The following is a 26,909-nucleotide window of genomic DNA, read 5'->3' on the forward strand; positions in this document are numbered from 1 at the left end:
CTTGAACACCTATCTGTGCAGGTCAAACGTACTTTTCGCGGTGAGTGAACGACGGCGAACCTGTGGATGGTAAGTGGCCCGAAGGGCCACCCTCCTGCCCCACGCGCATCACCGTTCCGAAGCATGAATCCGCTGCGCCACACCCGGGCCGCCGCCCCGATAGCCAGCCATCTTTTTTCTCGAGATGGTCCGGTGTCCAGGACCGCGAAGCGGCCGGCGTAGCCGGCGGCCGAAGGCCGTCATCTCGACAAGCTCGATACATCGCCTTGACGCCGGGCCATGTCGAGAACACCCTCGAAGCCGGGTCGGCGGCCCCGATCAGCCCTCGAGCTAAACCTTCCGGCAGGGAGGTCTCGACAAGCTCGACCACCGGAAGACCGTGTTGGTCTCGACACGCCTCCGCCCAGCGGCTCCGGCGGCTCGACCAGCGTAGGTCGAGCCCAAAGTCCAACGAAACAGATGCGCAGAAACCCCCAGAGGTGCAGACTTCGCGCAACCCGAACGAAGGACACGCAGATGACCCGACTCCAGCTTGCCCGGGCGGCGGTCTTCGTCGCGTTCGCGATCCAGGGCCTGACATTCGCATCGCTGATCACCAGGCTGGAGTCGATCGCGACCAAGCTCGACCTCAGCGCCGGCGATGTGTTCGTCGTGCTCGGAGTCACCACCGCGATCGGCGCGGTCGGCAGCGTGACCGCCGGCCATCTCGCCACCAGGGTCGGCAGCGCGGCGACTCTCTCGCTGATGCTCGGCGGGGCCTCGCTGGCCGCGGTGGCGCCGGCGTTCGCGCCGACGATGGGGACGCTGCTGCTCCTCAACGGCGTCTACGGCTTCTTCCTCGGCGGCGTCGACGCCTCGATGAACATGCAGGGCACGGCCACCCAGGATGCGTACGGCCGCCCGTTGATGAACGGCTTCCATGCGATGTGGAGCGCGGCAGCCGTCCTCGGCGCCGTCTATGCGACCGTGACGATCGCCCTCGGCGTACCTCTTGGTCTGGACATGGTCCCGATCGCCGTCATCGGTCTGGTCGCCAACGCGGCCACGTTCCGGCTCCTGCTGCCACCGGCTGCGGTGGATGCTGCGGAGAAACGGACCAGCAGCACGCGAGGCCCGAAAAGCAAGCTGCCGATGCTGCCCCTCCTCCTGGTCGCGGTGCCGACGTTCGCGATGTGGTTCGTCGACTCCGCGGCCTCCGCGTGGGGCGGGATCTACGTCGTCGACGGGCTGGGCGCCATGGCGGCGGTCGCGCCGGCGATCTATGCCGCCTACCAGCTGGTGCTTCTGGCTGTACGTCTCCCCGGCGACCGCCTGGTGGCCCGCTTCGGCGCAGAGCGGGTGATCCGCACCGGCGGCGTCATCGGTGTCGGCGCGCTGCTGTTGATCGTCGCCGCCCCGCACTGGAGTGTGGCGGCCGTCGGATTCGCCGTCCTCGGCGGCAGCCTGGCGCTGGTTCCGCCGCAGTCGTTCGTCGCCGCCGCCCACATCTCCCCGGACAACGCCGAGGAGGCGATCGCTCGCGTCAATCTCGCCAACTACGCCGGCTACCTCGCCGCCGCCTCGCTGATCGCCGCGGTCGCCGAGGTCTTCGGTGAACGCTCGATGTTCGTCATCCCGCTCGCCGTCGCGGTCCTGATTCCGCTGATGGCCGGCCGCTTCGCCACCCGCCCGGCTCCGGAGTCCGTGCAGACCGGTTGAGTCGGCAGAAATTCCCTTCCCGTTTCTTGACTCATTCAAGATTTCGCGTAGGCTCTGGGACGTGGGGAACGCGGACTATGAGCAGCTGCTGAGAGGTGCCTCCCTGCGCGTCACTCGCCCGCGAGTGGCCGTTCTGGGGGCCGTCACCGAGAACGCGCACGCCGACACCGAGACCATTCTCGGGGCGGTGCGCGAGCGTCTTCCGGACGTCTCCCATCAAGCCGTCTACGACTCCCTCGCTGCCCTCTCGGCCGCCGGGATCGTACGCCGCATCCAGCCGTCCGGCTCGGTGGCTCGTTATGAGACCCGGGTCGGGGACAACCACCACCACGTGGTCTGCCGCTCCTGCGGGAACATCGCCGACGTCGACTGCGCCGTCGGCCATACGCCCTGCTTGACGGCATCGGACGACAACGGCTTCGTCGTAGACGAGGCCGAGGTCATCTACTGGGGCACCTGTCCGCAGTGCCAGGCCGCCCAGCGCAGCAAATGATCCGAACAAGAAGGATTGGAACCTGATGTCTGAAGAGTCCGTGAGCAAGTGCCCGGTCATGAACGCCGGCCGCGTTCACCCGACCGTCGGCAGCGCCAACCAGGAATGGTGGCCCAACAAGCTCAACCTGAAGATCTTGGCCAAGCATCACCCAGCGGCCAACCCGGTCGACCCCGACTTCGACTACAAGACGGCCTTCGAGGCTCTCGACCTGAACGCCGTCAAGGCTGACATCGCCGCGGTCCTGACGGACTCCAAGGACTGGTGGCCGGCCGACTTCGGCAACTATGGCCCGTTCATGATCCGCCTGGCGTGGCACGCCTCGGGCACCTACCGCAGCCACGACGGCCGCGGTGGCGCCGGCAGCGGTCAGCAGCGCTTCGCGCCGCTCAACTCCTGGCCCGACAACGTCTCCCTCGACAAGGGCCGCCGCCTGCTGTGGCCGGTCAAGGCCAAGTACGGTCAGTCGCTCTCCTGGGCCGACCTGTTCGTGCTGGTCGGCAACGTCGCGCTGGAGACCATGGGTCTGAAGACCTTCGGCTTCTCCGGCGGTCGTGAAGACGTGTGGGAGGCCGACGACGACGTCTACTGGGGCCCCGAGAAGGTCTGGCTCGACGACGAGCGCTACTCCGGCGACCGTGACCTGCAGGCGCCGCTGGCCGCCGTCCAGATGGGTCTGATCTACGTCAACCCGGAGGGCCCGAACGGCGAGCCCGACCCGATGAAGTCCGCGGTGGACATCAAGGAGACCTTCCGCCGGATGGGGATGAGCTCGGAGGAGACCGTCGCGCTGATCGCCGGTGGCCACACCTTCGGGAAGACCCACGGTGCCCACCCCGACGACCTGATCGGCCCCGACCCGGAGGCCGCGCCGCTGGAGAACCAGGGCATCGGCTGGAAGAACGGCCACGGCACCGGCGTCGGCGCCGACGCGGTCACCTCGGGCCTCGAGGTCACCTGGACCTACCACCCGACCCGCTGGGACAACGAGTTCTTCCACATCCTCTATGCCTACGACTGGGAGCTCACCGAGTCCCCGGCCGGCGCCAAGCAGTGGAAGCCGAAGAACAACGGCGGTGCCGACCTGGTGCCCGAGGCGTTCGGTGACGGCAAGCGCGAGCCGCGCATGCTCACCTCCGACCTCGCCCTGCGCATGGACCCGGAGTTCGACGCGATCTCGCGCCGCTTCAAGGACGACCAGGACGCCTTCTCCGAGTCCTTCGCTCGCGCCTGGTTCAAGCTGACCCACCGCGACATGGGCCCGAAGAGCCGCTACGCCGGCACCGAGGTCCCGGCCGAGGACCTCGACTGGCAGGACCCGCTCCCGACCGGCTCGGCAGCGACCGACGACGCCGCGATCGCGGCTGCCAAGAAGGCGATCGCCGAGTCCGGTCTGACCGCTCAGCAGCTCGTCTCCACCGCTTGGAAGGCCGCGTCGACCTACCGCAGCTCCGACAAGCGCGGTGGCGCCAACGGTGGTCGGATCCGTCTCGAGCCCCAGATCTCGTGGAAGGTCAACCAGCCCGACGAGCTCAAGCCGGTCATCGCGGCCTACGAGCAGATCGCGGCCGCGACCGGGGTCTCCTTCGCCGACGTCCTCGTCCTCGCCGGTGGCGTGGGTGTGGAGCAGGCCGCGAAGGCTGCCGGCTACGAGGTGACCGTGCCGTTCACGGCCGGTCGCGTCGACGCCACCCAGGAGCAGACCTCCGAGGAGAACTTCGCCTGGCTCGAGCCGGTCGCCGACGGCTTCCGCAACTACGACTCCGGCTTCCTCAACCTGCCGAGCGAGTTCCTGTTCATCGACCGCGCCAACCTCCTGGGCCTCTCCGCCCCGGAGGCGACCGTCCTCACCGGCGGCCTGCGCGTGATCGGCAACAACTGGGACGGCTCCGACCTCGGTGCCTTCACCAAGACCCCGGGCGCGCTGACGAACGACTTCTTCGTCAACCTGCTCGACTACGACCAGCAGTGGACCCCGTCCGCTGACGAGTCGACCTACACCAGCACCAACGGCTGGACCGGTTCGCGCGTCGATCTGGTCTTCGGCGCCAACTCCGAGCTCCGCGCCATCGCTGAGCTCTACGCCGGCGCCGACGCCAAGGCGAAGTTCGTCAACGACTTCGTCCGGGCGTGGGTCAAGGTCATGGAGAACGACCGCTTCGACCTGAAGCGCTGATCCTCACGGATCTGAGGCAGTACGCCGCGGCGTACTGCTGACACGGGGGCCGACCTTTCGGGGTCGGCCCCCGTTGTCATACCCGCCCCGGTAGGATCAGCTGCCGCCGTCTCGGGCCTCTCGCTCCATGCGCGAGGGAATCTGCTGTCTATGTCAGGTGGAGCAATGGAACAACGGAGACCCGAGCCTCCGAAAGGTCCTACCGGCCCGCCGCCGTCGTGGCGTCCGCCTCCGCCTCCGGCCCCTCCGATCCCGTCCGGGCAACGGCCGGCCGCGACGGGCAGCAGGCCGGGAGCGCGCCGCGCGGAGCCCAAGCCGTCCTCGGCTCGCGCCTTGCTCGCCAGGGCGGAGCCGGCCAAGGTCTGGGCGACCGAGAAGCTGGCTGCGGTCCGGGAGTCGGCAGCCAAGCGAACTGGGCCGAGGAGCTCGGGATCGAGCGAGCCAGGGCCGAGGAGTCCGCGATCCGCGAGCTGGCGGCGCTGGGGCAAGCTCTCGGCCAAGGTGGCGCTGGTCGGCTTCCTGACGCTCGCGCTGATCGGTTCGGTGACGGCGATCGTGGCGTACAACCGGATCTCGGTGCCGGACCCCAACGCCGAGTTCGAGGTCGAGACCTCGTTCGTCTACTACAGCAACGGCAAGACCGAGCTCGGCCGCTACCAGGACGGCGACCAGAACCGGATCAAGCTGCAAGCCGACGAGATCCCCGAGATCGTCAAGCACGCCGTGGTCGCCGCGGAGGACCGTACGTTCTACGAGAACAGCGGTGTCGACATCAAGGGCATCCTGCGGGCCGCCTTCTCCAACACGACCGAGGGCACCTCGGGTGGCGCGTCCACGATCACCCAGCAGTACGTCAAGAACTACTACCTCAGCTCCGAGCGGTCCTACTCGCGCAAGCTGAAGGAAGCGGTCATCGCGCTGAAGCTGACCAGGCAGAAGAGCAAGGACCAGATCCTCACCGACTACCTCAACACGATCTACTTCAACCGGGGTGCCTACGGCATCGAGGCTGCCGCGAAGGCCTACTTCGCCAAGCCCACGAAGGACCTGTCCTTGCGGGAGACGGCGGCGTTGGCGGCGATCCTCAACAACCCGGCCGGCTTCGACCCCGCCAGCAGCAAGTTCCGGGGTGAGGAGAAGCTGCTCGGTCGCTACCGGTACGTCCTCTCCGGCATGGTCGACCTCGGCTATCTGAAGCAGGCCGACGCCGACAAGGTGAAGGACGCGCTGCCGAAGTTCCCCGCGAAGACCGTGCCGAGCCGACTGGGCGGCCAGCGCGGCCACGCGCTCACCATGATCAAGGCCGAGCTGCTCGGCCTGAAGGGCGCCGACGGCAAGCCGCTGTTCACCGAGGAGAAGATCGACAGCGGTGGCCTTCGGATCACCGCGACGCTCTCGCCGAAGGTGATGAAGGCGTCGGCGTCCGCTGCCAAGACCGTGAAGCCGAAGAACCGAAAGGCGTACGTCAAGAACGACCCCGAGCAGAAGAACGCCCTGCACGTGGCGACCGCCTCGGTCGACGTCGCCTCCGGTGCGCTGCTCGGCTTCTACGGTGGCCAGGACTATCTCGACAGCCAGCACAACTGGGCCGCGACCGGAGGCCACGCCGGGTCGACGATGAAGGTCTTCGCCACCGCGGCGGCGATCGAGAAGGGCTACTCGCTGAAGTCGACCTGGGCGGGCGACTCTCCGTTCACGACCTACACCGGCCGACCGGTCGTCAACGAGGGCGAGCAGGCCGGGGTCGCCGACGGGATGGACTACGGCCAGCACATCACCATGCTCAAGGCGATGGAGCAGTCGGTGAACACGGCCTACATCGACATGACCGAGTCGATGGGCGGCCCCGAGGCGGGTCGCAAGGCGATCTACGATACCGCGGTGGCGGCCGGTGTCGCCCCGGTGAAGCCGAACCCGAAGTTCCCGGGCATCCCCAGCACCACCTCCGACTTCGACCACAAGACCGACGACCGGATCGCCCTCGGCCGGGCCAACGTCAGTCCGATCAACCTGGCCAACGCCTACGCCACGATCGCCAACGGCGGCTACCGCCACGACGTGCACGTGGTGAAGAAGGTGCGCGACCGGGCCGGCAACGTCCTCTACAGCTGGAACGGCAGGAAGAACGGCCGGCACGCGATCTCAGAGGACATCGCCGCCGACGTGACGTACGCGATGCAGGGTGTGGTGCAGAGCGGCTCGGGCCGGAAGGCCCAGACCATCGGTCATCCCGTCGCCGGCAAGACCGGCACCGCCACCTGCGGTACATCGCAGCATGTGTGCACGTCGTGGTTCGCCGGGTTCACCCCGCAGATCGCCACCGCCGTCCGCTTCTCACGCGGCAACGGAGAGGGGAAGCTCGACGGTGGCTGGATGCCGTCCTACTTCGGCGCCGACTATCCCACCGAGACCTGGGCGGCGATCATGGGGAAGGCCATGGAGGGCAAGGAGGTCGAGAGCTTCCCCGAGCCTGTCTACGTCGACGGCCAGGATCCCGAGTCCGGTCACGAGGCGCATCTGATCGCTCCGCCTCCGCCGCCGGAGGGGGACAAGGATGAGGATGAGTGCGACCCCATCGCAGAGTTCTTCGGCGCCTGTGACAACAAGGACAAGGGCCGCGGAAAGCACGACGACTGACACCCATGTCTGTCATGTGAGACAGGTGTCCGTCGATTGAGATGTGATTTGGCGGAGGCACGCGGTCTCCGGCACGCTTTGGGCACGGTCACGACTGCCAGCGCGAAGCCCCGGCTTGCTGGCGGGCAACCCTCCCATGCGGCGGGGTGCTCCGGGTGACGACCAGGCCCTCGCCGAGGTGGCGCGGGCAAGCGCGTGCTTCGCCGGATCGGGCCGGGGAGCCCTGACCCCGAAGGGTTGACCATGTCCCTGCTCCCGCTCGTAGGCTCCGACACGCAGGTCCCGCTGCTGGACGGCACCACCACGACGTACGCCAACCTCGACGTCGCCGCGTCGGCACCGGCGCTGCGGAGCGTGGCCGACCGGGTCGCCGAGGTCCTGCCCTGGTACGCCTCCGTCCACCGCGGCGCCGGCTACCTGTCCCAGGTCTCGACCGCCCTCTACGAGGAGTCACGCGCGACCGTCGGCGCCTACGTCGGTGCCCGCGAGGACGACGTCACCGTCATCACCCGCAACACGACCGACGCGGTGAACCTGCTGGCCGGCTGCGTACCCGGCCGGGTGCTCGTCCTCGACATCGAGCACCACGCCAACCTGCTGCCGTGGCACCGCGTCGAGGCGGGAGTGACCGAGCGTCAGCGAGGGAACCATGAGGATAGGTCACGCCCGCGTCCGTACTCTGGCGCTTGCGCTACGGAGGCGGGCGTGACCACGGTCGCCGGCCGCGAGACCCTCGCCGGCACCATCGACGCTCTCGCCGGCGAGCTGGCCCGAGAGAACTACGCCCTGGTCGCGATCACGGGAGCCTCCAACGTCACGGGCGAGGCCCTGCCGGTCGCCGAGGTCGTCACCCTGGCTCACGCCCACGGCGCCCGCGTCTTCGTCGACGGGGCCCAGCTGCTCGGCCACCGTCACTTCTCGCTGGCCGCGACCGGGGCCGACTACGTCGCCTTCTCCGGCCACAAGCTCTACGCCCCCTACGGCGCCGGCGCCCTGGTCGGGCGTCGCGACTGGCTCGACGTCGGCACTCCCTATCTCGCCGGCGGAGGGGCGGTCGACGACGCCAGCCACGACTCCGGGATTGCGATCGTCGAGACCACCTGGCAGCCCGCCCCGGCGCGTCACGAGGGCGGCTCTCCCAACGTCGTCGGCGCGGCCGCGCTGGCCGCTGCCTGCGCGGCTCTCGGCGCTCTCGAGCCCGCTGAGCTGGACCGCCACGAGGCGTCGCTGAGGGGTCGCCTGGTGGCCGGTCTGTCCGCCCTGGACGGGGTCGAAGTCCTGCGACTCTGGTCCGACTCCGACGAGCCGGTCGGGGTCGTGACGTTCACGGTCGCCGACATCGAGCCCGGCCGGGTCGCGGCCTACCTCTCCGCCGAGCACGGCCTGGGCGTACGCGACGGCCGCTTCTGCGCCCAACCGCTCCTCAAGCGCCTCGGGCTCACCGGTGGCGCGGTCCGCGCCAGTATCGGTATCGGCACCTCGGTCGCCGACGTGGACCGGCTGGTGGCCGGCGTACGTTCTCTTCTCGAGGGTGACGTCCGGGGCGACTACGTCCTCGTCGACGGTGCCTGGACGCTCGCCGAGGACCCGCGGCCGCTAGTCGGACCGGTCGGTCTGACCCGCCTGGCCGACACCGCCGGCTCCTGTGGCGCCGCCGTCTGAGGAAAGCCTGCCGAGGCGTCCGCTAGGTCGGCCGAGGCGTCAGGTGCGGCGGCCGAAGCGTCACTCCGGTCGGCCGAGTGGTCAGTGGGTGACGTCTCGGCCGACCGGAGCGACGTCTCGACCGGGATGAATCGCCGCGTTCACGGTGTTGAGAGACTGTGAGCGAACGAGTGCATGGCGAGCGGAAGGTACGCGGCGGCAAGCTGGTCGTCGTCGACGCCACCGTCTCCGCGGACAAGATCATCGACGTCGTCCTCTCGGGCGACTTCTTCCTGGAACCCGACGAGGCGCTCGGGTGGTTGACCGCTGCCCTGGAGGGGCAGCCGGCCGACGTGTCCCTCGACCATCTGACCGCGGTCCTCGACACCGCCGCCCGACATGCCGACCTGGTCGGCTTCGGCACCCGCGACATCGCCCTGACGGTCCTGCGGGCGCTTGGCCGGGCCACGACCTGGGACGACCTCGACCTCGAGATCATGGAGACCGGGCCGCTGGGGCCGCGGATGCAGATGGCCCTCGACGAGGTCATCGTCCGCCAGGTCGCCGAGGGCCGCCGTGCCCCCAGCCTGAGGTTCTGGGACTGGGCCAGCAGCGCGGTCGTGATCGGCAGCTACCAGTCGCTGTCCAACGAGGTCGACGAGGCCGCCGCCGAGCGTCACGGCATCGAGGTCGTACGCCGCATCTCGGGCGGAGGCGCGATGTTCATCGAGCCGGGCAACACGATCACCTACAGCCTCGCCGTGCCCGACACGCTCGTGGCCGGGATGTCCTTCCAGGAGTCCTACGCGTTCCTCGACGAGTGGGTGCTCCGGGGTCTGCGCAGCGTCGGGATCGAGGCCGCCTACGCCGGCCTGAACGACATCGCCTCGCCGGTCGGCAAGATCGCCGGCGCCGCGCAGAAGCGGGTCCCGGGCGGGGTCCTGCACCACGTCACGATGGCCTACGACATCGACGCCGACAAGATGCTCGAGGTGCTCCGGATCGGCCGGGAGAAGATGTCCGACAAGGGCACCAGGAGCGCAGCCAAGCGGGTCGACCCGATCCGTTCGCAGACCGGGCTGAGCCGCGAGAAGGTCATCGATGCGCTGCTGTCCGAGTTCGAGCAGAGCTTCGGGGCTGCGTACGTCGGCCTCGATCAGGCCACGATCGACGAGGCGGCAGCGCTGGTCGAGAGCAAGCACGGGACCCCGGCCTGGCGCGCGAGAGTGCCCTGAAAGTTGGACTCCGCTGCTCGGAGCGTTCCTTGGATGAGATGGGGGGGTCCTCATTCACGACCGACATCACGAGCAGCGGAGCGCCGCCAGTTTGGCACGCCCAGATATGGCGTCGCAATAGGTGAAGGCCCCTCTGAGGGCATTTTCTGTCGGTCGATCTGCAGGGTGGAACTCATGGGGTATGGAAAGTGCCCTTCTAGAGGACTTCGACCCTGTCGACGTCGTCGGCTACGGGGGTAACGCAGGACTGCGAATGACGATGGCGGCGGTGGTCGGCTACCCTGGGGACATGCAGATGTCTGTCCTGCTTCTTAGGCAGCCGCGCTGACCCTGAGGGACACACCCCGGTCACGCGGCCACCCCTCCATGTGAGGGGCCCTTCTCATTTGTAGGGCTCATTCCAGAAGCAGTCTTGACGCACGACACTCGACAAGGACGAAAGACCAATGACGCAGGAGCAGGCTGAGCAGGCGACGTACGACGTCGTGGAACTGCAGGACAAGTGGCGCCCCATCTGGGAGAAGCTGGAGCCGTTCAAGGCCGGCCAACGTGACGGGGCCGAGAAGCGCTACGCGCTCACGATGTTCCCCTACCCCTCCGGCGACCTGCACATGGGTCACGCCGAGGTGACCGCGCTGCACGACGTGATCGCTCGCTACTGGTGGCTCAAGGGCTATGACGTCCTGAACCCGATCGGCTGGGACTCCTTCGGCCTGCCCGCCGAGAACGCCGCTATCAAGCGCAACGAGAACCCCGCCGGCTGGACCTACGCCAACATCGAGACCCAGGCGGAGTCCTTCAAGCGCTACGGCATCTCCTTCGACTGGTCGCGCCGGCTGCACACCTCGGACCCTGAGTACTACAAGTGGACGCAGTGGATCTTCCTGAAGCTGTACGAGGCCGGCCTGGCCTACCGCAAGAAGTCGCCGGTCAACTGGTGCCCCAACGACCAGACCGTGCTGGCCAACGAGCAGGTCGTCAACGGCGAGTGCGAGCGCTGCGGTGCGGTGGTCACCAAGCGTGACCTGACGCAGTGGTACTTCAAGACCACGGCCTACGCCGAGGAGCTGTACAACGGCCTGGATCAGTTGCAGGACACCTGGATAGGCAAGGTCGTCAACATGCAGCGCAACTGGATCGGCCGGTCCGAGGGCGCGCACGTCGACTTCGAGATCTCCCTGACCTCTGGTGAGACCAAGAAGGTCACCGTCTTCACGACCCGTCCCGACACGCTCTACGGCGCGACCTTCATGGTCGTGGCCGCCGACGCGGACCTGGCCGCCGAGATCGTGGCGCCGGAGCGGGCGGCTGCGCTGGAGAGCTACCTGGAGGACGTACGCAAGGCCTCCGACATCGACCGGCTGGCGACCGACCGTCCCAAGACCGGTGTCGACCTGGGCGTCACCGCGACCAACCCCGTCACCGGCGAGCAGATCCCGGTGTGGGCGGCCGACTACGTGCTGGCCGACTACGGCACCGGCGCGGTGATGGCCGTTCCGGCCCACGACCAGCGCGACCTGGACTTCGCCAAGGCGTTCTCGCTGCCGGTGCGCCGCGTCGTGGACGTGCCGGGCGCGGAGAACCCCGAGGAGACGTACGTCGCGACCGTGGGCGACGGTGCGTACGTGAACTCGCCGGAGCTGGAGGGCGTCGCCGACAAGGCGAGCGGCATCCACAAGATCATCGAGAAGCTGGAGGCCGAGGGCCACGGCAAGGGCACGATCAACTACCGGCTGCGCGACTGGCTGCTGTCGCGGCAGCGCTACTGGGGCGCGCCGATCCCGATCGTGCACTGCCCGGTCGACGGCGAGGTGCCGGTGCCCGAGGCCCAGCTGCCGGTTCAGCTGCCGGAGCTGAAGGGCGCCGACCTGAAGCCGAAGGGCGTCTCGCCGCTGGCGGCCGCCTCGGAGTGGGTCAACGTGTCCTGCCCGAAGTGCGGCGGCCCGGCCACACGCGACTCGGACACGATGGACACCTTCGTGGACTCGTCGTGGTACTTCCTGCGCTACCTGACGCCCAACGACGAGACCAAGGCGTTCGACTCGAAGCTGGCCTCCGAGTGGGGTCCGGTCGACTTCTACCTGGGCGGCGACGAGCACGCGGTGCTGCACCTGATGTACGCCCGATTCTTCACCAAGGCACTGCGCGACATCGGCCTGATCGACTGGGACGAGCCGTTCTCGGCGTACCTGTCCCAGGGCAAGGTCATCAACGGCGGCAAGAAGATGTCGAAGTCGCTGGGCAACGGCGTGAACCTGTCGGATGTGCTGGAGGAGTTCGGCGTCGACGCGACCCGGCTGACGCTGGTCTTCGCCTCCCCGCCGGAGGACAACATCGACTGGGCCGACGTCTCGCCGGCCGGTTCGGTGAAGTTCCTGCAGCGGGCCTGGCGCCTGGCCGGTGACGTCACCTCTGCCCCTGGCGTGGATGTCTCGACCGGAGACGTGGCGCTGCGGCGTACGACTCACAAGACGGTGGCCGAGGCCGAGCAGCTGATCGACTCCTACCGCTTCAACGTGGTCGTGGCTCGCATGATGGAGCTGGTCAACGCCACCCGGAAGGCGATCGACTCCGGTGTCGGTCCTGCCGACCCCGCCGTTCGTGAGGCCACGGAGACGGTCGCGATCCTGCTCTCGCTGGTCGCGCCCTACACCGCCGAGGAGATGTGGGAGCGCCTGGGGCACGAGCCGACCGTCGCGCGGGCCGCGTGGCCGACGCCGCTGCCCGAGCTGCTCGTGGACGACTCCGTGACCGCCGTCGTGCAGATCAAGGGCAAGGTGCGTGCGCGACTGGAGGTCTCGCCGACGATCTCCGAGGCCGACCTGGAGGCCGCCGCACTGGCGGACCCAGGCATCGCCAACGCGATCGAGGGTCTGACCGTCCGCAAGGTCGTTGTCCGAGCGCCCAAGCTCGTCAACATCGTCGTGTGAAGGTCGCGGTCGCTGTCGACCGTCTCCTGGTCAGTCCACTGGGTCGAACGAGAGGACGCTCGGCAGCGATCGGCCGGCTTCGGTGAGCCGGATCATCGTGTAGAGGACACCAGCGGTGCCCTGCATGAAGCCGATGTGTGGTTGGGTCGCTGGGAGGCGTGGGTTCTGCTGTTGGCTGAGCCAGTGTTCTAGCGTCGCTTGGGCGGAGGGCGGTTCCGGCTGACGAAGGTGTCGCATAGTTGCGATGATGTCGGCGAGCGATCCGGCGCCACAGCAGAGGCCGTGCCCGAGAGCCAGTTCATGGTTTGTGAAGAGCCAATCGATCCATGCCGGAAGCTCTGGGCTGTTTAGGCCTAGGGTGCTGGGTTGGAGATGGGCGGCGACGATCCCAGCCATGCCGCGACACCACGAGACACTCTCGTGGTTCTTCACCTTGATACTGGTCGCGACGGCCGCCCTGCTGGATGTATCGAGTCGATGGCGCCACCTGTCGAGTTCGGCGTTGTCTTCAGGGAGGTGGGCGAGCCGGACGGCTGCGAAGGCCATGCCCGCCGCACCGTGGGCGATGCCCAGGGCACCCAGATCCGAGTTGGCTTCGTCGCTCCAATCGCCAGCCAAGCGGGTCAGGACGGATCGCGCGATGTCGTCGGTCAGGGCACCGCAGGCGGTGCTGATGACCGACGCCGCCGCTGCGTGGCTGGCCAGGAGCGCGCTTCCGAACCGATATCCATCGCTGATCACATCGATCCTGCGGTTGGTCTCGGCGTTGTCGGGAGTGCCGACATGCACAAGGTCATGGATCGGCGCGACCGACGTCCATCGACCTTCGCGATCGATCGTCCAGGATGCGACCGCTGATGTCTCGAGAACGGTGTCGCCCGTCGTCGTCGGATCCCCTGGAATCAACCGGCCGATGGGCCAGGAAGCGATCGTTCCACATAATCTGCGATGCCCATGCGGCACGCTTCGTCGGCAAGATCGGCGGAGCGGTCGCTGATCCAGGACTCAAGAATCGTTTCGATGTCAGTCATGATGTTGAGGTGGGCCAGCGCCGTTCGGCGCTGGCCCACTACTCCTTCGGTCACTTGCACCCGCAGCGGCGATCCCAGCTGCCGTTCGGCGTCACGTGGCCCGGGCCACTCGGCGTGAGTTCCTGCGACTCGACCGGGACCCAGTTGTTGTTGCTCTGGTTGTCGACGTTGCGGGCGATCATTGCGGTGTTGGGCATCTTCAGCTCCTCGTGCCGGGATGGCGGCTCACCATGTTGTGTGAGCCTTGATGCCGCCGAGCGTCGACTGGCCCTGAACCTGATCGGCGCCCGGCAGCGATCTCAATGCTTTCGAAAGCCAGTCGCGGCCGGAATGATCTGATCTCGACGCTGCCCTGAACCTTTCTGCACTCCGTGAGAGGGTGGCGCCATGGCGACAGTTGATGGCCGGGACGCGACCGCCGCTGAGCTGGGTGCACTCGCACTGACTGGCTTCGGGCACTTCACCTCGATGCATGTTGAAGATGGCGCGGTGCGAGGGCTGGACCTCCACTTGGACCGACTCACCAGGGATTGCAAGACCGTCTTCGACGCCGACCTGGATCGCGTTCAAGTGCTTTCGCAGATCAGGCAAACGGTTGCGGCTGCGTCCTGCGACCACACGCTCCGCGTCACCGTCTTCGATCCGAGGATCACGCTTGGCAATGTCGGCGCGGTAGACGCGCACCCGGTTTCATTGTTCACCACGCGCGCAAGCGCTCCGGGTGGTCTGTCGCCGCTGCGGGCGAAGACGGTGGAGTTCCAGCGAGACACACCCGAGGTGAAGCACGTCGGTCTCTTCAGTCAGCTTCATCATCGGGTTGCAGCCAAGCGCGCTGAATTCGACGACGTTCTCTTCGTCGATCCCGCATCGGGCCGGATAAGCGAAGGAAGCACCTGGAACATCGGATTCGTCGCGGAGGACGGACAAGTCATATGGCCCGAGGCAGCGGTCTTGCCCGGGGTAACGATGGCCTTGCTGACAGCGGCGGACACCTCTCACGTGACTCGCCCCGTGCCCTCCGCGGAGGTCTCGCAGATGCGGGCAGCGTTCGCCACGAACGCGAGCATCGGCGTACGCCCGATCCGCACCATCGACAAGTACGAGTTCGACGTCGATGACCCGGTCGTCGTTTTTCTTCAAGAGATGTACCGAGAGATCCCTGCCCAGCGACCCTAGGCGAATCATGGCGATCATTCCGGAGTGGTCAGGCGTCGAGTTCCGCGCCTTCCGAGTCGCCTCGCGGTTGAGTCAGGCCGACCTGGCTGACCTGCTTCAGGTGTCGGAGCGCGGTATCGCAAAGGCGGAGGCAGCGGGTTCATCCCTCAGTCTTCGACCGGTCACTCAGGCCACGCTTGATGACCTTCTGCGGAGGGCCCCCAGCCGATGTACATGCTCGCCTCGTGACCCTTCTGACTCGAGACGGTCAGCCGAGCTATCCGGTCATCGATGAGCCTGACCCGGCTCAGATCCCGGAGGACTGGTACGTCAAGCACCCAGTGGACGGTCGCCTCATGGCTGAGGTGCCGGCCGGGTGTTCCTTGCGGGCCAGAACGATGAGCCTCTTTAGGAGGAGAGGTTCTGGATCGACGCACACCCAGTGACGAACGTCGACTACAGCCGATTCACTGCTGCCACCGGACATCCCGCTCCTGCGCATTGGGACGGTGGTCGTTGCCCGGCCGAGCTCAATGCGCATCCGGTGGTCCATGTGACCTGGGACGACGCCAATGCCTACTCGTCCTGGGCCGGCAAGCAACTTCCGACGGCGACGCAGTGGGAGAAGGCCGCACGTGGCTTTCACGACTCGGTATGGCCCTGGGGACCTGAGATGGCAGCCGCGAAGTGCAACGTCAAGGAGACCGGTCTCGCGACCACATCCAAGGTCTTGAGGTTCCAGTCCGGGATCTCGCCGTTCTATGCCTTCGACATGGTCGGCAATGTCTGGGAGTGGACCAACACAACCTCCGCGCGAAACCGTTGCGAGCTGAAGGGCGGCGCCTGGACCAGCCCCCTCTTCACCGCCGAGCCCAGCCGCTTCAACGACGCCGACATCTCGATGCACGATGACGACACGGGCTTCAGATGTGTGTCGTTGCTGATACCTGACCTTCCTTAGGACCGTCGTCGTGCAGATCAAGGGCAAGGTGCGTGCGCGACTGGAGGTCTCGCCCTCGATCTCCGAGGCCGACCTGGAGGCCGCCGCGATGGCCGACCCGACGATCGCTGCCGCGATCGAGGGGCAGACCGTACGCAAGGTCATCGTCCGGGCGCCGAAGCTGGTCAACATCGTCGTGTGACGGGCTCGAACCGGCTCGAGCCGGGTCTGGCTCGTGGTGTCGTCGCGATGGGTCGATCTGTAGGCTGCTGGGCATGGCCCGGGTAGCGATCGTGACAGACTCGACCGCGATGCTTCCATCCGATCTCGGGGATGCTGCGGAGCTGATCACATCGGTCCCGTTGCAGGTGATCGTGGATGGGACGTCGTACGACGACGGCGTGGAGGAGACCTCGCCCGAAGCGCTGCTCACGGCCCTGGCCGCGCACAAGACCGTGACGACCTCACGGCCTTCGCCGGCGCTGCTGGCTGAGGTCTACTCCGAGGTCGCGGCTCAGGGTGTCGAGGAGATCGTCTCGATCCATCTCTCCGCGGAGCTGAGTGCGACGTGCGAGTCCTCGATGCTCGCGGCGCGGGAGTCTCCGGTGCCGGTCCTCACCGTGGACACCCGGCTGGTCGGGCCCGGGGTCGGGTTCGCGGTGATGGCTGCCGCTGCGGTCGCGGGTCGTGGCGGGAGCGCTGCCGAAGCGCGCGAGGCTGCTCTGGAGCGGTCCGCCGCCACCAAGTCCTACTTCTACGTCGACACCCTCGAGTACCTGCGCCGGGGCGGACGGATCGGTGCTGCCGCCGCCCTGCTCGGCACTGCGTTGGCGGTCAAGCCGTTGCTCACGATCGAGGAGGGGCGGGTCGTGCCGAGCGAGCGGGTGCGTACGGCCGAGCGGGCGATCGCACGGCTGCAGGCCCTCGGGGTCGAGGCCGGGGAGGACGCGGATGCGGTCGAAGCCGTCGTCGCGCATCTGGGTAGTCCCGACCGGGCGGCCAAGATGGCCGCGGGGGTCGCGGAGCAGCTGGACGGCAAGATCGACGGCGACGTACGCGTCGGGGTGCTGGGCGCGGTGCTCGGTGCGCATGTCGGGCCGGGGTGCGTGGCGGTCGTCGTCGGGCCTCAGCTCTGATCTCGGACCCCCTTTCGGGCACCTTCTCGGGCCGGTTGCCGTCCACAGGTCCCGTTGAGGATCGGGTTCTCCACAGGCGCTGAAATCGCGCTCGGAACTGTCGGCCCGGACGCATAGTTTCGGCGCCATGCGCACCCGACCGACCTCTGACCACGCCGATGCTGTCGCCCGGCGCCTGGAGCTGCTGCGCGCCGAGCTCGATCCGCCGGGGGAGGAGGACGAGGGCGAGGAGGAGTGGCAGCCGCCGTGGTGGGACGGGCCTGGTGCGACCGACACCGCCGAGCTGGATCCGTTGGTGCCGGTCCCAGGGAGGCATGCGTCTCGGCGTCAGGTCGTGATCTCGCCCGACGCGGTGCTGCCGGAGCCGCTGCGCGGGCGGATGAGCCTCGGCCCCTGGCATCTCGTCGTCGTCTCGCTGGTGCTGGTCGCCGGCTTGGCGGTGGCGTGCTGGTGGATGATCCGCGCCGACCCGGAGGTGGTGCCGGCAGCCCGGGCGGCGCCGTCGGCCTCTCCGCTGGTGCCGTTGCCGACCGACTCCGCGGCACCCGGAGGCTCGGCCGCGGCTCCGTCGGCCGGGGCATCAGCAGGGGCGTCGGCGGGGACCGTGACGGTCGATGTGAAAGGGAAGGTGCCCAAGCCCGGCATCGTCGTGCTGCCCGTCGGATCGAGGGTGGTGGATGCCGTCGAGGCGGCCGGCGGGGCGCCCCACAAGCACCTTGCCGGCCTCAACCTCGCCGCCCTGCTCAGCGACGGGCAGCAGATCGTGGTCGGGGCGCCCAACGGTGGGGCGGGCGTTGCGGCGCCCGGTGCGGGCGGCCCGACCGCCGGGGCGTCCGGGGCCGGAGTGAGCCTCAACGCGGCTTCCATGGAGGAGCTGGAGACCCTGCCCGGCGTGGGGCCGGTGACAGCGCAGGCGATCATCGACTGGCGCACCACCAACGGCGCGTTCACCTCCGTCGACGAGCTGCTCGAGGTCGACGGGATCGGTCCGAAGACCTACGACTCGTTGAAACCGCTGGTCACGTTGTGAACGACCTACGCCTCCCGCTTCTCGGCGCCGGGGCTTGGGCCGGGGCGTTGGTCGGGCCCGTCGTCGTCGAGGGCGGACGGGTGGGGGTGACTCTGCTGGTCCTGCTCACGGTCGTCATCGGCGTCGGCGGAGGCTGGGCGATCCGGAGACGATCCGCTATGGCGCTGGCGTTGGGGCTGATGATCGCCGGGACGGCGGTCGTCGCGGGGCTGCACGCCGCCCGGGTCAGCGACAACCCGGTGGCTGACCTCGCCGCTCGAAAGGCGCAGGTACGGGTGGTCGCCACGGTCACCACCGACCCGAAGGAGGTGACCGGCAAGCATGCGACCTACCAGCTCCGACGCGCCAGCGTGCGGGAGGTGAGCGGCCGCGGAGTGGTCTACCGGCTGCGTACGCCGGTGGTCGTGCTCGGTGACGAAGCGTGGGCCGAGATCCCGCTGGGGGCGACGGTGTCTACGACCGGACGGCTGAGGGAGAGCGACTCGCACGAGGAGTCCGCGCTGCTGATCGCCGCAGAGCCGCGGATCGTCTCCGGCCCGGGGCTCTGGTGGCGAGCCTCGGAGAAGCTGCGTGGCTCCATCCGGGACGCCGTGGCACACCGTCCGCCCGACCAGGCCGCCCTGGTGCCGGCGCTGGTCGACGGTGACGACACCGGGCTCTCCGACGACCTCGAGGACGACTTCCGCACCACCGGTCTCACGCACCTGCTCGCGGTCTCGGGCACCAACCTGACTCTCGTGGTGGGTTTCCTGCTCATCGTCGCCCGGTGGGCCGGGGTGCGGGGGAGGGGGCTGTACGCGGTCGGGGTCCTCGGCATCCTCGGGTTCATCGTGCTCGCCCGCACAGAGCCGAGCGTCGTGCGGGCTGCCGCGATGGGTGCGGTCGGGCTGCTGGCGATGACGCACAACGGACGACAACGCGCTCTACGTGGGCTCGGGGCGGCGGTGATCGGGCTGCTGCTCATCGATCCGGGTCTGGCGACCTCGGTCGGGTTCACCCTCTCGGTGCTGGCCACGGCCGGGATCCTGCTTTTCGGGCCACCGTGGCGAGATGCGCTGCGTCGTTGGATGCCGCAGTGGTGCGCGGAGGCGATCGCGGTCCCGGCCGCGGCGCAGCTGGCGTGCACGCCGGTCGTCGCCGCCATCTCCGGCCAGGTCAGCCTGGTCGCGGTGCTCGCCAATCTGCTCGTCGAGCCCGCCGTCGCTCCTGCGACCGTGCTCGGCCTCCTGGGAGGTCTGCTCGGGCTGGTGTGGGATCCGCTCGGGATGGTGGCGGGCACGATCGCGACGTGGTGCGTCGCCTGGATCATCGCGGTGGCTCGCGTCGGTGCAGACCAGCCGACCGCGGCGGTCGGCTGGTCGACCGGACCGTTCGCCCTCGCGGTCCTGGTCGTCGTCTGCGCCGCCATCGCCTTTCTGGCGCCACGGATCCTGCGCCATCCGGTCACCGGAGCGGCCGGATGCCTCCTGCTGCTCGCGGTGGCGCTGGTGCGACTGCCTAGTCCGGGCTGGCCTCCGCCGGGATGGGTGCTCGTGATGTGCGATGTCGGGCAAGGAGACGCGCTGGTGGTGCGTACGGGGCAGGGGAGCGCGGTGGTCGTGGACGCCGGCCCCGATCCGGACCTCGTCGACGACTGTCTGGACCGACTCCAGATCGAGGACGTTCCGCTCGCGGTGATCACTCACTTCCACGCCGATCACGTGAACGGCGTCGAGGGGGCCTTCGCCGGGCGGCGGGTCGGGGAGCTGTGGACCTCACGTCTTCAGGACCCACCCGAGGGCGTGCGGGTGCTCGGGGAGACCGCGGCTGCGGCCGGAGTGGTGCCGGTTCCGGCTCCGTACGGAGTCACGACCAGCATTGGCGAGACACGGATCCAGGTGCTCTGGCCGACAGACGAGACCGACACCCGCGGTCCCGGCGACGGCTCCACGGCCAACGACGCGAGCGTGGTCCTCCTCGTCGAGTCCCGCGGCCTGCGGCTGCTGCTGACCGGCGACATCGAACCGGAGGGCCAGGACCAGCTCGCCGACGACCTGGCCGGGCTCGACATCGACGTTCTCAAGGTGCCCCATCACGGCTCGCGCTACCAGGACCTCGCCTGGCTGCGTACGCTGCGGGCGCAGGTCGCGCTCACCTCGGTCGGTGCCGCCAACGACTACGGCCACCCGGCCACGGCCACGGTCCGGGGGCTGGAGGAGAGCGGCACCACGGTCTACCGCACCGACCGTGACGGCTCGATCGCGGTCGTCGAGGATGAGGGCGAGGCGGTGACCGTTACTCGGTAGCGTTGGTCTCGACCCGCTTCGCGGCTTCGCAGGCTCAGCCGCTGCGCTCGGCTCGACCTCCTCGCGTTTGGCCGACGCAAGCGCCGGCCAAGGCTCGGATGTCGGTGCTGTGTGGGAAGGTTTGAGCATGGCACGCACCGCCTCCGCATCGACTCCCACCGACAGCCTGACCGCCTCCGACGTCTTGGGCCGGGTGACGCTGGTGACGGGCAAGGAGGAGTTCCTGGGGGAGCGTACGGTCGCGGCCACGAAGGCCGCGGTGAAGGCCTTCGACCCTGAGGCAGAGGTCTCCGAGGCGACCGCCGCCGATCTGACCCTGGCCACGCTCGGCGAGATGAGCGCGCCCTCGCTCTTCTCGAGCATCCGCTGCGTGGTCGTGCGAAACCTGGAGAACCTGCCGGACGAGTCGGTGTCGGGCCTGGTGGACTATGCGGGGATGCCTTCGGAGGAGGTCGCGCTCGTCCTCGTCCACGGCGGAGGTCAGAAGGGCAGCGGCACGCTCGCCAAGCTCCGCAAGCACCCGAAGGTGACCGAGCGCAAGTCGGTCGAGCTGAAGGCGCGCGAGTTCGGCAGCTTCGTGAAGGCCGAGATGCGCCTGCACGGTGCGAGCATCGACGAGGAGGGCGCCGACTTCCTGATCCAGGCGGTCGGTCAGGACCTCCGCGCGCTGTCGGCCGCGGCCAGCCAGCTCGCCAGCGACAACGACGCGAAGCGACTCGGCCTGGAGCACGTGAAGCAGTACTTCGGCGGACGGGCCGAGGTGAAGAACTATGCGATCGCCGATGCGATCATCGCCGGTGACCGGGTCAAGGCTCTCGAGGAGATCCGCTGGGCCCTCGACACCGGCTCCTCCCCGGTCTACGTCCTCTCCGCGGTCGCCGGCCAGCTGCGCACCGTCGCCAGCCACGTCGCCGGCATCCGCGACAGCGGCACCCCGCCCTGGAAGCAGAAGACCGTGGCCGGCCTCGCCCGCGGCTGGTCAAGGGATGGCATCGGCGAGGCCCTCCGCTCGGTCGCCCGCGCCGACGCCGACCTCAAGGGCGCCGCCAGCGACCCGGCGTACACGCTCGAACGCCTCGTCCTCACCATCGCCGCCCTCCGCCAGCGCTGACCCCCGCGCCGAGGCGTCACCCAGGTCGGCCGAGGCGTCAGTTAGGTTGGCCGAGACGTCAGTACGGTGCCCACTCGGCCGACGCGAGTGACGTGTCGACTTACGCGCGTGACGCCTCGAGCGACGCGAGCGACGTCTCGGTGGGAATGCGAAAGCCCCCGCCACGGACGACGGGGGCTTTCGACGGGACTCACCTCAGAGAGAGGCGGCCTTCTTGGCGATCGCCGACTTGCGGTTGGCGGCCTGGTTCTTGTGGATGACGCCCTTGGAGGCGGCCTTGTCGAGCTTCTTGGCAACAAGCTTGGCGTTCTCGATCGCAGCGTCCTTGTCGCCGGCCTCGGCGGCGGCGGTGAACTTGCGGATGACGGTCTTGAGCTCGCTCTTGACGGCCTTGTTGCGCTCGTGCGCCTTCTCGTTCTGCTTGTTGCGCTTGATCTGCGACTTGATGTTCGCCATGGGTGAATAATCTCCAGTGCTTCGACGTGTGGTGGTGCGAGCTCTCAATCCGGCCCCTCGGGGAAATGAGAGGGGAGAGGCCTACGCGAACACGCTTACGGTCAAGATTACAGACTCGCGTCCCGCGGCCTCAAATCGCCGTACCTGGAGTAGCTACTCCAGGGTAGGCTGTGGTGATCTCGGTCACGAGATTTCCGGGCGGGACCCCTGTTGTGACGCGACTCGAGCGTCTAAGGTCCCCCGCGCGGCGGCTCTCGTGCAAACCGTCCATTGCTCACCCCCCACGCTCATACTGCAGGCCAGGAGAATCATGCCGACCCAGTCCGCGACCGATCTCGCATTTCTTGACGAGATGCCGGCGAACTTCGCCCTTCACTTCCTCAACCGCGTCAAGGCCACCCCGAATGCGGAGGCCTTCCGCTATCCCGTCGTCGGCTCGACGACGGAGGCAGGCGGTGAGGAGTGGAAGTCACTGACCTGGAAGGAGGCCAGCGACCTGGCCAGCCGGCTCGCGGCGGGTCTGGTCTCGCTCGGTCTCGAGCTCGAGCAGCGGGTCGGGATCGCCTCGACCACGCGCTACGAGTGGATCATCGCGGACCTGGCGGTGATGCTCGCCGGTGGCGCCACCACGACCGTCTACCCGACGACCAACGTGGATGACACCGCCTACATCCTCGGTGACGCCGAGTGCCGCTTCGTCTTCGCCGAGGACGACAGCCAGCTCGCCAAGATCGCCGAGAAGGCTGCCGAGCTGCCCGAGATCGTCAAGGTCATCACCTTCGACGGGGCGACCGACGGCGGCCGGGTCATCGGCCTGGACGACCTCGCGGCCCTCGGCGACAAGTACCTCGCCGACCACCCGGGCCTGATCGACGAGATCGCGGCCAAGATCACCCCGGACCACCTGGCCACGCTGGTCTACACCTCCGGCACCACCGGGAAGCCCAAGGGCGTGCGCCTGCTCCACCGTGCCTGGGTCTACGAGGGCGAGGCCGTCCGAGTCCAGGGCGACGTGCTCGGCCCCGACGACCTGCAGTTCCTGTGGCTGCCGATGTCGCACGTCTTCGGCAAGGTGCTGCTCTCGATCCAGATCGCCTGCGGCTTCCCGACCGCGATCGACGGTCGGATGGACAAGATCGTCGACAACCTGGCGATCGTGAAGCCGACCTTCATGGGTGCGGCCCCGCGCATCTTCGAGAAGGTCCACTCCAAGATCGTGATGATGGTCGAGAACGACGGTGGCGTGAAGAAGAAGCTCTTCGACGCCGCCTTCGCCAACGGGATCGCGCGCGACCGGCTGCTGCGCGAGGGCAAGTCGGTGCCGACCGGGATGGCGCTCAAGCACGCTGTGCTCGACAAGGTGGTCCTCAGCAAGGTCCGTGACCGGTTCGGTGGCCGCGTACGCTTCTTCATCTCCGGCTCCGCGCCGCTCAACCGCGACATCGCCGAGTGGTTCCGGGCAGCGGGCATCTTGATCATGGAGGGCTACGGCTCGACGGAGAACGCCGCTGGCGCGTCCGTCGGCACGCTGAAGGAGAACAAGCTCGGCACCGTCGGCAAGGCCTTCCCCGGCAGCGAGGTGAAGATCGGCGAGAACGACGAGCTGCTCATCCGCGGCCCGCACATCATGCCCGGCTACCACAACCTCCCCGAGGAGACCGCCAAGGCGCTCGACGCCGACGGTTGGTACCACACCGGTGACAAGGCCTCGATCGACGAGGAGGGCTACATCACCATCACCGGCCGGATCAAGGAGCTGTTCAAGACCTCGGGCGGGAAGTACGTCGCCCCGCCGGCGATCGAGTCGAAGTTCGCCGCGCTGTGCCCCTACTCGAGCCAGTTCCTGGTCTTCGGCGCGAACCGCAACTTCGTCACCGCGCTGATCACCCTCGACCCCGAGGCGATCACCGCCTGGGGTGCGTCCCATGGGCTGGAGGGGAAGTCGTACGAGGAGATCGTCACCTCGCCGCAGGTGCGCGAGCTGATCGGTGGCTACGTCGACGAGCTCAACGCCGGCCTCAACCGCTGGGAGACCATCAAGAAATGGGAGATCCTGGAGCACGACCTGACCGTCGAGAGCGGTGAGCTGACCCCGTCGCTGAAGGTGAAGCGGAAGGTCGTGGAGGAGAAGGAGCAGGCGCGCATCGACGCCTTCTACGCTTCCTGATCCCAGCCTCGACGCTCGATCAGCCAGTCCAGACACACCTCGCCCTGCCACCGCTGCATCCTGCGGAGGTGGGGCGAGGTCGTCTTCACCGGCTGCTCGGCAGCAGCCAGGAAGTAGCCGGCGAAGAGGGCCAGGACCGAGTCGATCGCCTCCGGCGCGGCCTTCGACAGCAACGGATGGTCGGACAGGAACGACTCGGCGTCGAGACCGTCGCCGCGCGGCCCGATGAGCAGCAGGAGCGAGTCGATCCAGTCGGCGCCGAGGACCGGCCAGGTCCATTCGACCAGCAGCACGCCACCGTCCGGGCGGATGAGGACGGTGTCGTCGCGAACGTCCAGGTGGACCAGCGTCTCGCCGGCGGTGTGCTCCGCGAAGCCGGCGGCGAGCTCGGCCGCCCGGTCGGCGTGCGGATAACCGTCCACCCGGTCCCACAGCTCGGGGTACGAGGCGTGCTCCTCGACGAAGGTCGGCCAGCCGATTCCTGGAGCAGGGGTGAGCGTGGCGGCGGTCTCGACCAGCGCCTGCGAGACGACCTCGAGGTCCGAGGACGTCCATGGCCGCGACGGCAGTCGGCCCTCGACGTGCTCGAAGGCCAGGACCACCCACTCGCCGTCGTCGAACCACTTCAGCTTCGGGGCGGGGATCCAGCCGGCGAGCTTCTTCAGCTTCGCGGCCTCCTCACGATGGAGCGCCGCGGAGTCGCGCTGGGCCTTGGCGGAGGCCGCCTTCACGAAGTGCTTGGAACCGTCCTCGCAGGTCAGCACCGAGGCGAACCCGGGGGTGTAGCCGGCACCATGCGACTCCGCCGACACCACCGGCCCGCCGCCGAGCCGCTTCTCGATCGCGGACCTCAGGAACGGGGGAAGATGGGGCCACTCCAGGCGACGGGCAGTCTGTCCGTGCGGGATGTTCGTCGGGATCGCTGGTATCACGCGTACATCTTGGCCGGGAGTCCTCGCCTCCGCCAGATGCGGCAAGACCTCATGACGAAGTCGGAGGCAGGGTGAACCTGGTGCCGGGCTTGTCGCCCGAGAGCTCCCAGGCGGTGACTCCCGTGTCCCCGGTCGCTGCGAAGAGCTTCGCGCCGTCGGGGCTGAAGGCGGTCATCACCGGACCCTCGACGGTCCGCCCGGAGTCGACGAGCCCGGCCAGCGTACGTCGCTCGCCGTCGCCGCCGAGGGCCTTAGGGCTCCACACGACCGCGGCGTCGTCCGCGGCGAAGCCCACCGAGCTGTCGGCGAAGGAGAATCCGGCCGCACCGGTGGTGGGCAGGGTTTCGGCGACCTGGAGATCCTCGGCGCTCCAGATGGTCGGTGCGCCGCCCGCGCCCGGACCTGCCAACCAACGGCCGTCCGGGCTCCACACGGGGACGCCCTCGGCGCCAGCCACCTGACCGCTCGACTCGCCGTTGTCCGTGTCGAGGATCTCGACGCCGGCGTCGCTGGTGACGGCCAGCTGCGCGCCGTCCGGGCTGAAGGCGAGGGCACCAGCGCCCTCGACCTTTGCGTCGACGACCTCCTCGCCGTCGATGGTCCAGATCATGAGCGTGTCATCGGTGCCGGAGCCTGCGACGAGCTTCCCATCAGAACTGATCGCGACGTCCTGGACCCATGTCATGTCGGTGACGCCGTCCTCGTAGGGCAACCCGGTGAGGGTGCGTACACGCTTGCCGCTGTCCAGGTCGATGAGCGCGATGTCGCCGCAGCCGCCGCCGGTGGCAACCAGGGACCAGTCACTGGCCAGAGTGATCGGGTTGCCATCGAAGGCGACCTCGTACGTCCCGTCCGCGGTGTCCCACCGGCACAGCCCCGGCCAGCAGCCGGCTGCCACCGCGTCGCCGCCCGGGCTCACGCTCAAGCTGTCGGGGAACACCGCGCCGGGGGCGACAGCAGCCGGGCGGAGCATCGCGGACGACGAGCAGGACGCGCCCTCGCTGGCGGCACAACCGGTGAGCAGCGCGGCAAGCAGGATTCCGGATAGGGGCAGTACGGGGTTCATTCAGGGCCTTCCGCGACCGGTTCAGTGGGCGACGAGCTGGGTGGCGTCGAAATGGTAGACGCCGCCGTCGGTCGTTTCGTGGCGCTGATCAGGTCGGTACGTGGTCACTTCGACTCCTCCAGGAGACGGTTGAACTCCTCCTCGGAGAGGTTGTTCAGGTAGTCACGGCCCGACTTGCGGGCGTCGACCTCGACCGGCTGGTTGTAGTACTCGTCGAACGAGTCACCCTTGCCGGTGCTCTTGTAGTCGTCGAAGTTCTCCTCCCACTCCTCGGCCTGGTCCTCGGTGATGCCGTCTTCCCGGTGTTCGTCGAAGGGGTCGTCCTCCCACCAGAACTGCCAGTCGTTCTCGTCGCGGATCGCCTCGTGCTGGCGACCGTGCCGGACCTCGTGGGCGACAGTGTTGATCAGCAGGCCGGGGTCGTCGAGCATGTTGGGGTTGAGCGCCATCTTGGGGCCCCCGTCGCTCCAGTAGCCGTAGGTGATGCTGCCGTCGTCCCAGGTGTCGTTGGCCAGGTCGTCCCAGTCGATGTCAGGCATCTCGACGCCGCTCTCCTCGGCGATCTTCCTGGTCATCTCCTCCAGCACGGCCTTGCGTTCCTCGGTGCTGAGCGTCGCCCACTTCTCCGCGATCGCCGGGTCGATGTTGCCGTACTCGTCGCCGTCCTTGTTGACGCCGGACGGCAGCGCACGGGCGAGGAGGGCGTCGACGCCGGCGGCTTTGGCGAGGGCGTTGGTGATGTCTTCGGCGATCTCTTGGGCGGTGGTGTTGCGGCTGTTGCCCCATTCTT

Annotated in this window: 21 protein-coding genes, 1 pseudogene and 1 riboswitch; of the genes and pseudogenes, 15 read left to right on the forward strand and 7 right to left on the reverse strand. The window is 68.3% G+C overall.

The genetic code is table 11. From position 1 onward, the window contains the following. The first annotated feature begins 516 nt into the window (after positions 1-516). The 7 genes from ABZZ22_RS23060 (at position 517) to leuS (ending at position 12,810) form a co-directional block, all read left to right on the forward strand. The gene (locus ABZZ22_RS23060) at positions 517-1,698 is read left to right on the forward strand and encodes an MFS transporter (RefSeq protein WP_354936480.1); all 1,182 of its coding nucleotides are present in this window, start codon (positions 517-519) and stop codon (positions 1,696-1,698) included. Between the two features lie 61 nt (positions 1,699-1,759). Then, positions 1,760-2,191 (forward strand): Fur family transcriptional regulator, encoded by a 432-nt coding sequence (locus ABZZ22_RS23065; RefSeq protein ID WP_354936483.1) that lies wholly within the window; start codon positions 1,760-1,762, stop codon positions 2,189-2,191. 25 nt (positions 2,192-2,216) lie between these two features. After that, positions 2,217-4,367 (forward strand): catalase/peroxidase HPI, encoded by a 2,151-nt coding sequence (gene katG / locus ABZZ22_RS23070; protein ID WP_354936486.1) that lies wholly within the window; start codon positions 2,217-2,219, stop codon positions 4,365-4,367. 333 nt (positions 4,368-4,700) lie between these two features. Next, complete coding sequence (locus ABZZ22_RS23075) at positions 4,701-7,004, forward strand: transglycosylase domain-containing protein (protein ID WP_354936489.1); 2,304 nt, start codon at positions 4,701-4,703, stop codon at positions 7,002-7,004. 86 nt (positions 7,005-7,090) lie between these two features. Next, positions 7,091-7,204: riboswitch (SAM riboswitch) on the forward strand. A gap of 43 nt (positions 7,205-7,247) precedes the next feature. Further along, positions 7,248-8,666, forward strand: coding sequence for an aminotransferase class V-fold PLP-dependent enzyme (locus tag ABZZ22_RS23080; RefSeq protein ID WP_354936492.1), 1,419 nt, complete (start codon positions 7,248-7,250; stop codon positions 8,664-8,666). 158 nt (positions 8,667-8,824) lie between these two features. Then, complete coding sequence (locus tag ABZZ22_RS23085) at positions 8,825-9,880, forward strand: biotin/lipoate A/B protein ligase family protein (RefSeq protein ID WP_354936494.1); 1,056 nt, start codon at positions 8,825-8,827, stop codon at positions 9,878-9,880. 446 nt (positions 9,881-10,326) lie between these two features. Next, the gene (gene leuS / locus ABZZ22_RS23090) at positions 10,327-12,810 is read left to right on the forward strand and encodes a leucine--tRNA ligase (protein ID WP_354936496.1); all 2,484 of its coding nucleotides are present in this window, start codon (positions 10,327-10,329) and stop codon (positions 12,808-12,810) included. 30 nt (positions 12,811-12,840) lie between these two features. On the opposite strand, the gene ABZZ22_RS23095 is transcribed toward leuS, so the two are convergent. From ABZZ22_RS23095 to ABZZ22_RS23105, 3 genes are read right to left on the reverse strand one after another with little or no spacing between them, the layout of a single operon-like run. Further along, positions 12,841-13,716 (reverse strand): lanthionine synthetase LanC family protein, encoded by an 876-nt coding sequence (locus tag ABZZ22_RS23095; protein ID WP_354936499.1) that lies wholly within the window; start codon positions 13,714-13,716, stop codon positions 12,841-12,843. After that, the gene (locus tag ABZZ22_RS23100; protein WP_354936502.1) at positions 13,713-13,841 is read right to left on the reverse strand and encodes a hypothetical protein; all 129 of its coding nucleotides are present in this window, start codon (positions 13,839-13,841) and stop codon (positions 13,713-13,715) included. The genes ABZZ22_RS23095 and ABZZ22_RS23100 overlap by 4 nt, the downstream gene beginning before the upstream one ends. 50 nt (positions 13,842-13,891) lie before the next feature. After that, entirely contained in the window at positions 13,892-14,038 is a 147-nt protein-coding gene (locus tag ABZZ22_RS23105) for a hypothetical protein (RefSeq protein ID WP_354936504.1), read from the reverse strand. Positions 14,039-14,228: 190 nt separating this feature from the next. On the opposite strand from ABZZ22_RS23105, the gene ABZZ22_RS23110 reads away from it, so the two are divergent. The 7 genes from ABZZ22_RS23110 to holA all read left to right on the forward strand — a co-directional run bounded on the left by ABZZ22_RS23110 (position 14,229) and on the right by holA (position 21,498). Then, positions 14,229-15,017: an aminotransferase class IV gene (locus tag ABZZ22_RS23110; protein WP_354936507.1), complete on the forward strand. Its 789-nt coding sequence runs from the start codon at positions 14,229-14,231 to the stop codon at positions 15,015-15,017. A 406-nt stretch (positions 15,018-15,423) separates the two neighbouring features. After that, on the forward strand, positions 15,424-15,957 hold the full coding sequence (locus ABZZ22_RS23115; protein WP_354936537.1) for an SUMF1/EgtB/PvdO family nonheme iron enzyme: 534 nt from the start codon (positions 15,424-15,426) through the stop codon (positions 15,955-15,957). Between the two features lie 10 nt (positions 15,958-15,967). Next, positions 15,968-16,138: a hypothetical protein gene (locus ABZZ22_RS23120; RefSeq protein ID WP_354936510.1), complete on the forward strand. Its 171-nt coding sequence runs from the start codon at positions 15,968-15,970 to the stop codon at positions 16,136-16,138. Between the two features lie 73 nt (positions 16,139-16,211). Then, positions 16,212-17,072 (forward strand): DegV family protein, encoded by an 861-nt coding sequence (locus tag ABZZ22_RS23125; RefSeq protein WP_354936513.1) that lies wholly within the window; start codon positions 16,212-16,214, stop codon positions 17,070-17,072. Between the two features lie 127 nt (positions 17,073-17,199). After that, positions 17,200-18,102: a helix-hairpin-helix domain-containing protein gene (locus ABZZ22_RS23130; protein WP_354936516.1), complete on the forward strand. Its 903-nt coding sequence runs from the start codon at positions 17,200-17,202 to the stop codon at positions 18,100-18,102. After that, positions 18,099-20,387, forward strand: coding sequence for a ComEC/Rec2 family competence protein (locus ABZZ22_RS23135; RefSeq protein ID WP_354936519.1), 2,289 nt, complete (start codon positions 18,099-18,101; stop codon positions 20,385-20,387). Before ABZZ22_RS23130 ends, ABZZ22_RS23135 begins: the two co-directional genes overlap by 4 nt. A 127-nt stretch (positions 20,388-20,514) precedes the next feature. Next, on the forward strand, positions 20,515-21,498 hold the full coding sequence (holA, locus tag ABZZ22_RS23140) for a DNA polymerase III subunit delta (protein WP_354936522.1): 984 nt from the start codon (positions 20,515-20,517) through the stop codon (positions 21,496-21,498). A gap of 195 nt (positions 21,499-21,693) precedes the next feature. On the opposite strand, the gene rpsT is transcribed toward holA, so the two are convergent. Then, positions 21,694-21,954: a 30S ribosomal protein S20 gene (rpsT, locus tag ABZZ22_RS23145; protein ID WP_354936525.1), complete on the reverse strand. Its 261-nt coding sequence runs from the start codon at positions 21,952-21,954 to the stop codon at positions 21,694-21,696. Positions 21,955-22,264: 310 nt separating this feature from the next. Between rpsT and ABZZ22_RS23150 the strand changes: the two genes are divergently transcribed. Then, complete coding sequence (locus ABZZ22_RS23150) at positions 22,265-24,121, forward strand: long-chain fatty acid--CoA ligase (protein WP_354936528.1); 1,857 nt, start codon at positions 22,265-22,267, stop codon at positions 24,119-24,121. Here ABZZ22_RS23150 and ABZZ22_RS23155 read toward each other — a convergent pair. From ABZZ22_RS23155 to ABZZ22_RS23165, 3 genes and pseudogenes are all read right to left on the reverse strand, one after another. After that, positions 24,109-25,053, reverse strand: coding sequence for a hypothetical protein (locus tag ABZZ22_RS23155; RefSeq protein ID WP_354936531.1), 945 nt, complete (start codon positions 25,051-25,053; stop codon positions 24,109-24,111). The two genes, ABZZ22_RS23150 and ABZZ22_RS23155, sit on opposite strands and share 13 nt — an antisense overlap. Positions 25,054-25,102: 49 nt before the next feature. Next, positions 25,103-26,119, reverse strand: coding sequence for a hypothetical protein (locus ABZZ22_RS23160; RefSeq protein WP_354936534.1), 1,017 nt, complete (start codon positions 26,117-26,119; stop codon positions 25,103-25,105). 104 nt (positions 26,120-26,223) lie between these two features. Further along, positions 26,224-26,909: pseudogene (locus ABZZ22_RS23165) on the reverse strand (hypothetical protein); the annotation flags it as partial.

Origin of the sequence: Nocardioides sp. NPDC006273 (assembly GCF_040613495.1) — a bacterium.
GTDB lineage: Bacteria > Actinomycetota > Actinomycetes > Propionibacteriales > Nocardioidaceae > Nocardioides.

Bases quoted from the DNA above. Each gene is read 5' to 3' on its own strand.
- ABZZ22_RS23060 (WP_354936480.1), top strand. From the start codon at position 517: ATGACCCGACTCCAGCTTGCCCGGGCGGCGGTCTTCGTCGCGTTCGCG.
- katG (WP_354936486.1), top strand. From the start codon at position 2,217: ATGTCTGAAGAGTCCGTGAGCAAGTGCCCGGTCATGAACGCCGGCCGC.
- ABZZ22_RS23080 (WP_354936492.1), top strand. From the start codon at position 7,248: ATGTCCCTGCTCCCGCTCGTAGGCTCCGACACGCAGGTCCCGCTGCTG.
- leuS (WP_354936496.1), top strand. From the start codon at position 10,327: ATGACGCAGGAGCAGGCTGAGCAGGCGACGTACGACGTCGTGGAACTG.
- ABZZ22_RS23100 (WP_354936502.1), bottom strand. From the start codon at position 13,841: ATGACTGACATCGAAACGATTCTTGAGTCCTGGATCAGCGACCGCTCC.
- ABZZ22_RS23105 (WP_354936504.1), bottom strand. From the start codon at position 14,038: ATGCCCAACACCGCAATGATCGCCCGCAACGTCGACAACCAGAGCAAC.
- ABZZ22_RS23110 (WP_354936507.1), top strand. From the start codon at position 14,229: ATGGCGACAGTTGATGGCCGGGACGCGACCGCCGCTGAGCTGGGTGCA.
- ABZZ22_RS23125 (WP_354936513.1), top strand. From the start codon at position 16,212: ATGGCCCGGGTAGCGATCGTGACAGACTCGACCGCGATGCTTCCATCC.
- ABZZ22_RS23130 (WP_354936516.1), top strand. From the start codon at position 17,200: ATGCGCACCCGACCGACCTCTGACCACGCCGATGCTGTCGCCCGGCGC.
- holA (WP_354936522.1), top strand. From the start codon at position 20,515: ATGGCACGCACCGCCTCCGCATCGACTCCCACCGACAGCCTGACCGCC.
- rpsT (WP_354936525.1), bottom strand. From the start codon at position 21,954: ATGGCGAACATCAAGTCGCAGATCAAGCGCAACAAGCAGAACGAGAAG.
- ABZZ22_RS23150 (WP_354936528.1), top strand. From the start codon at position 22,265: ATGCCGACCCAGTCCGCGACCGATCTCGCATTTCTTGACGAGATGCCG.
- ABZZ22_RS23160 (WP_354936534.1), bottom strand. From the start codon at position 26,119: ATGAACCCCGTACTGCCCCTATCCGGAATCCTGCTTGCCGCGCTGCTC.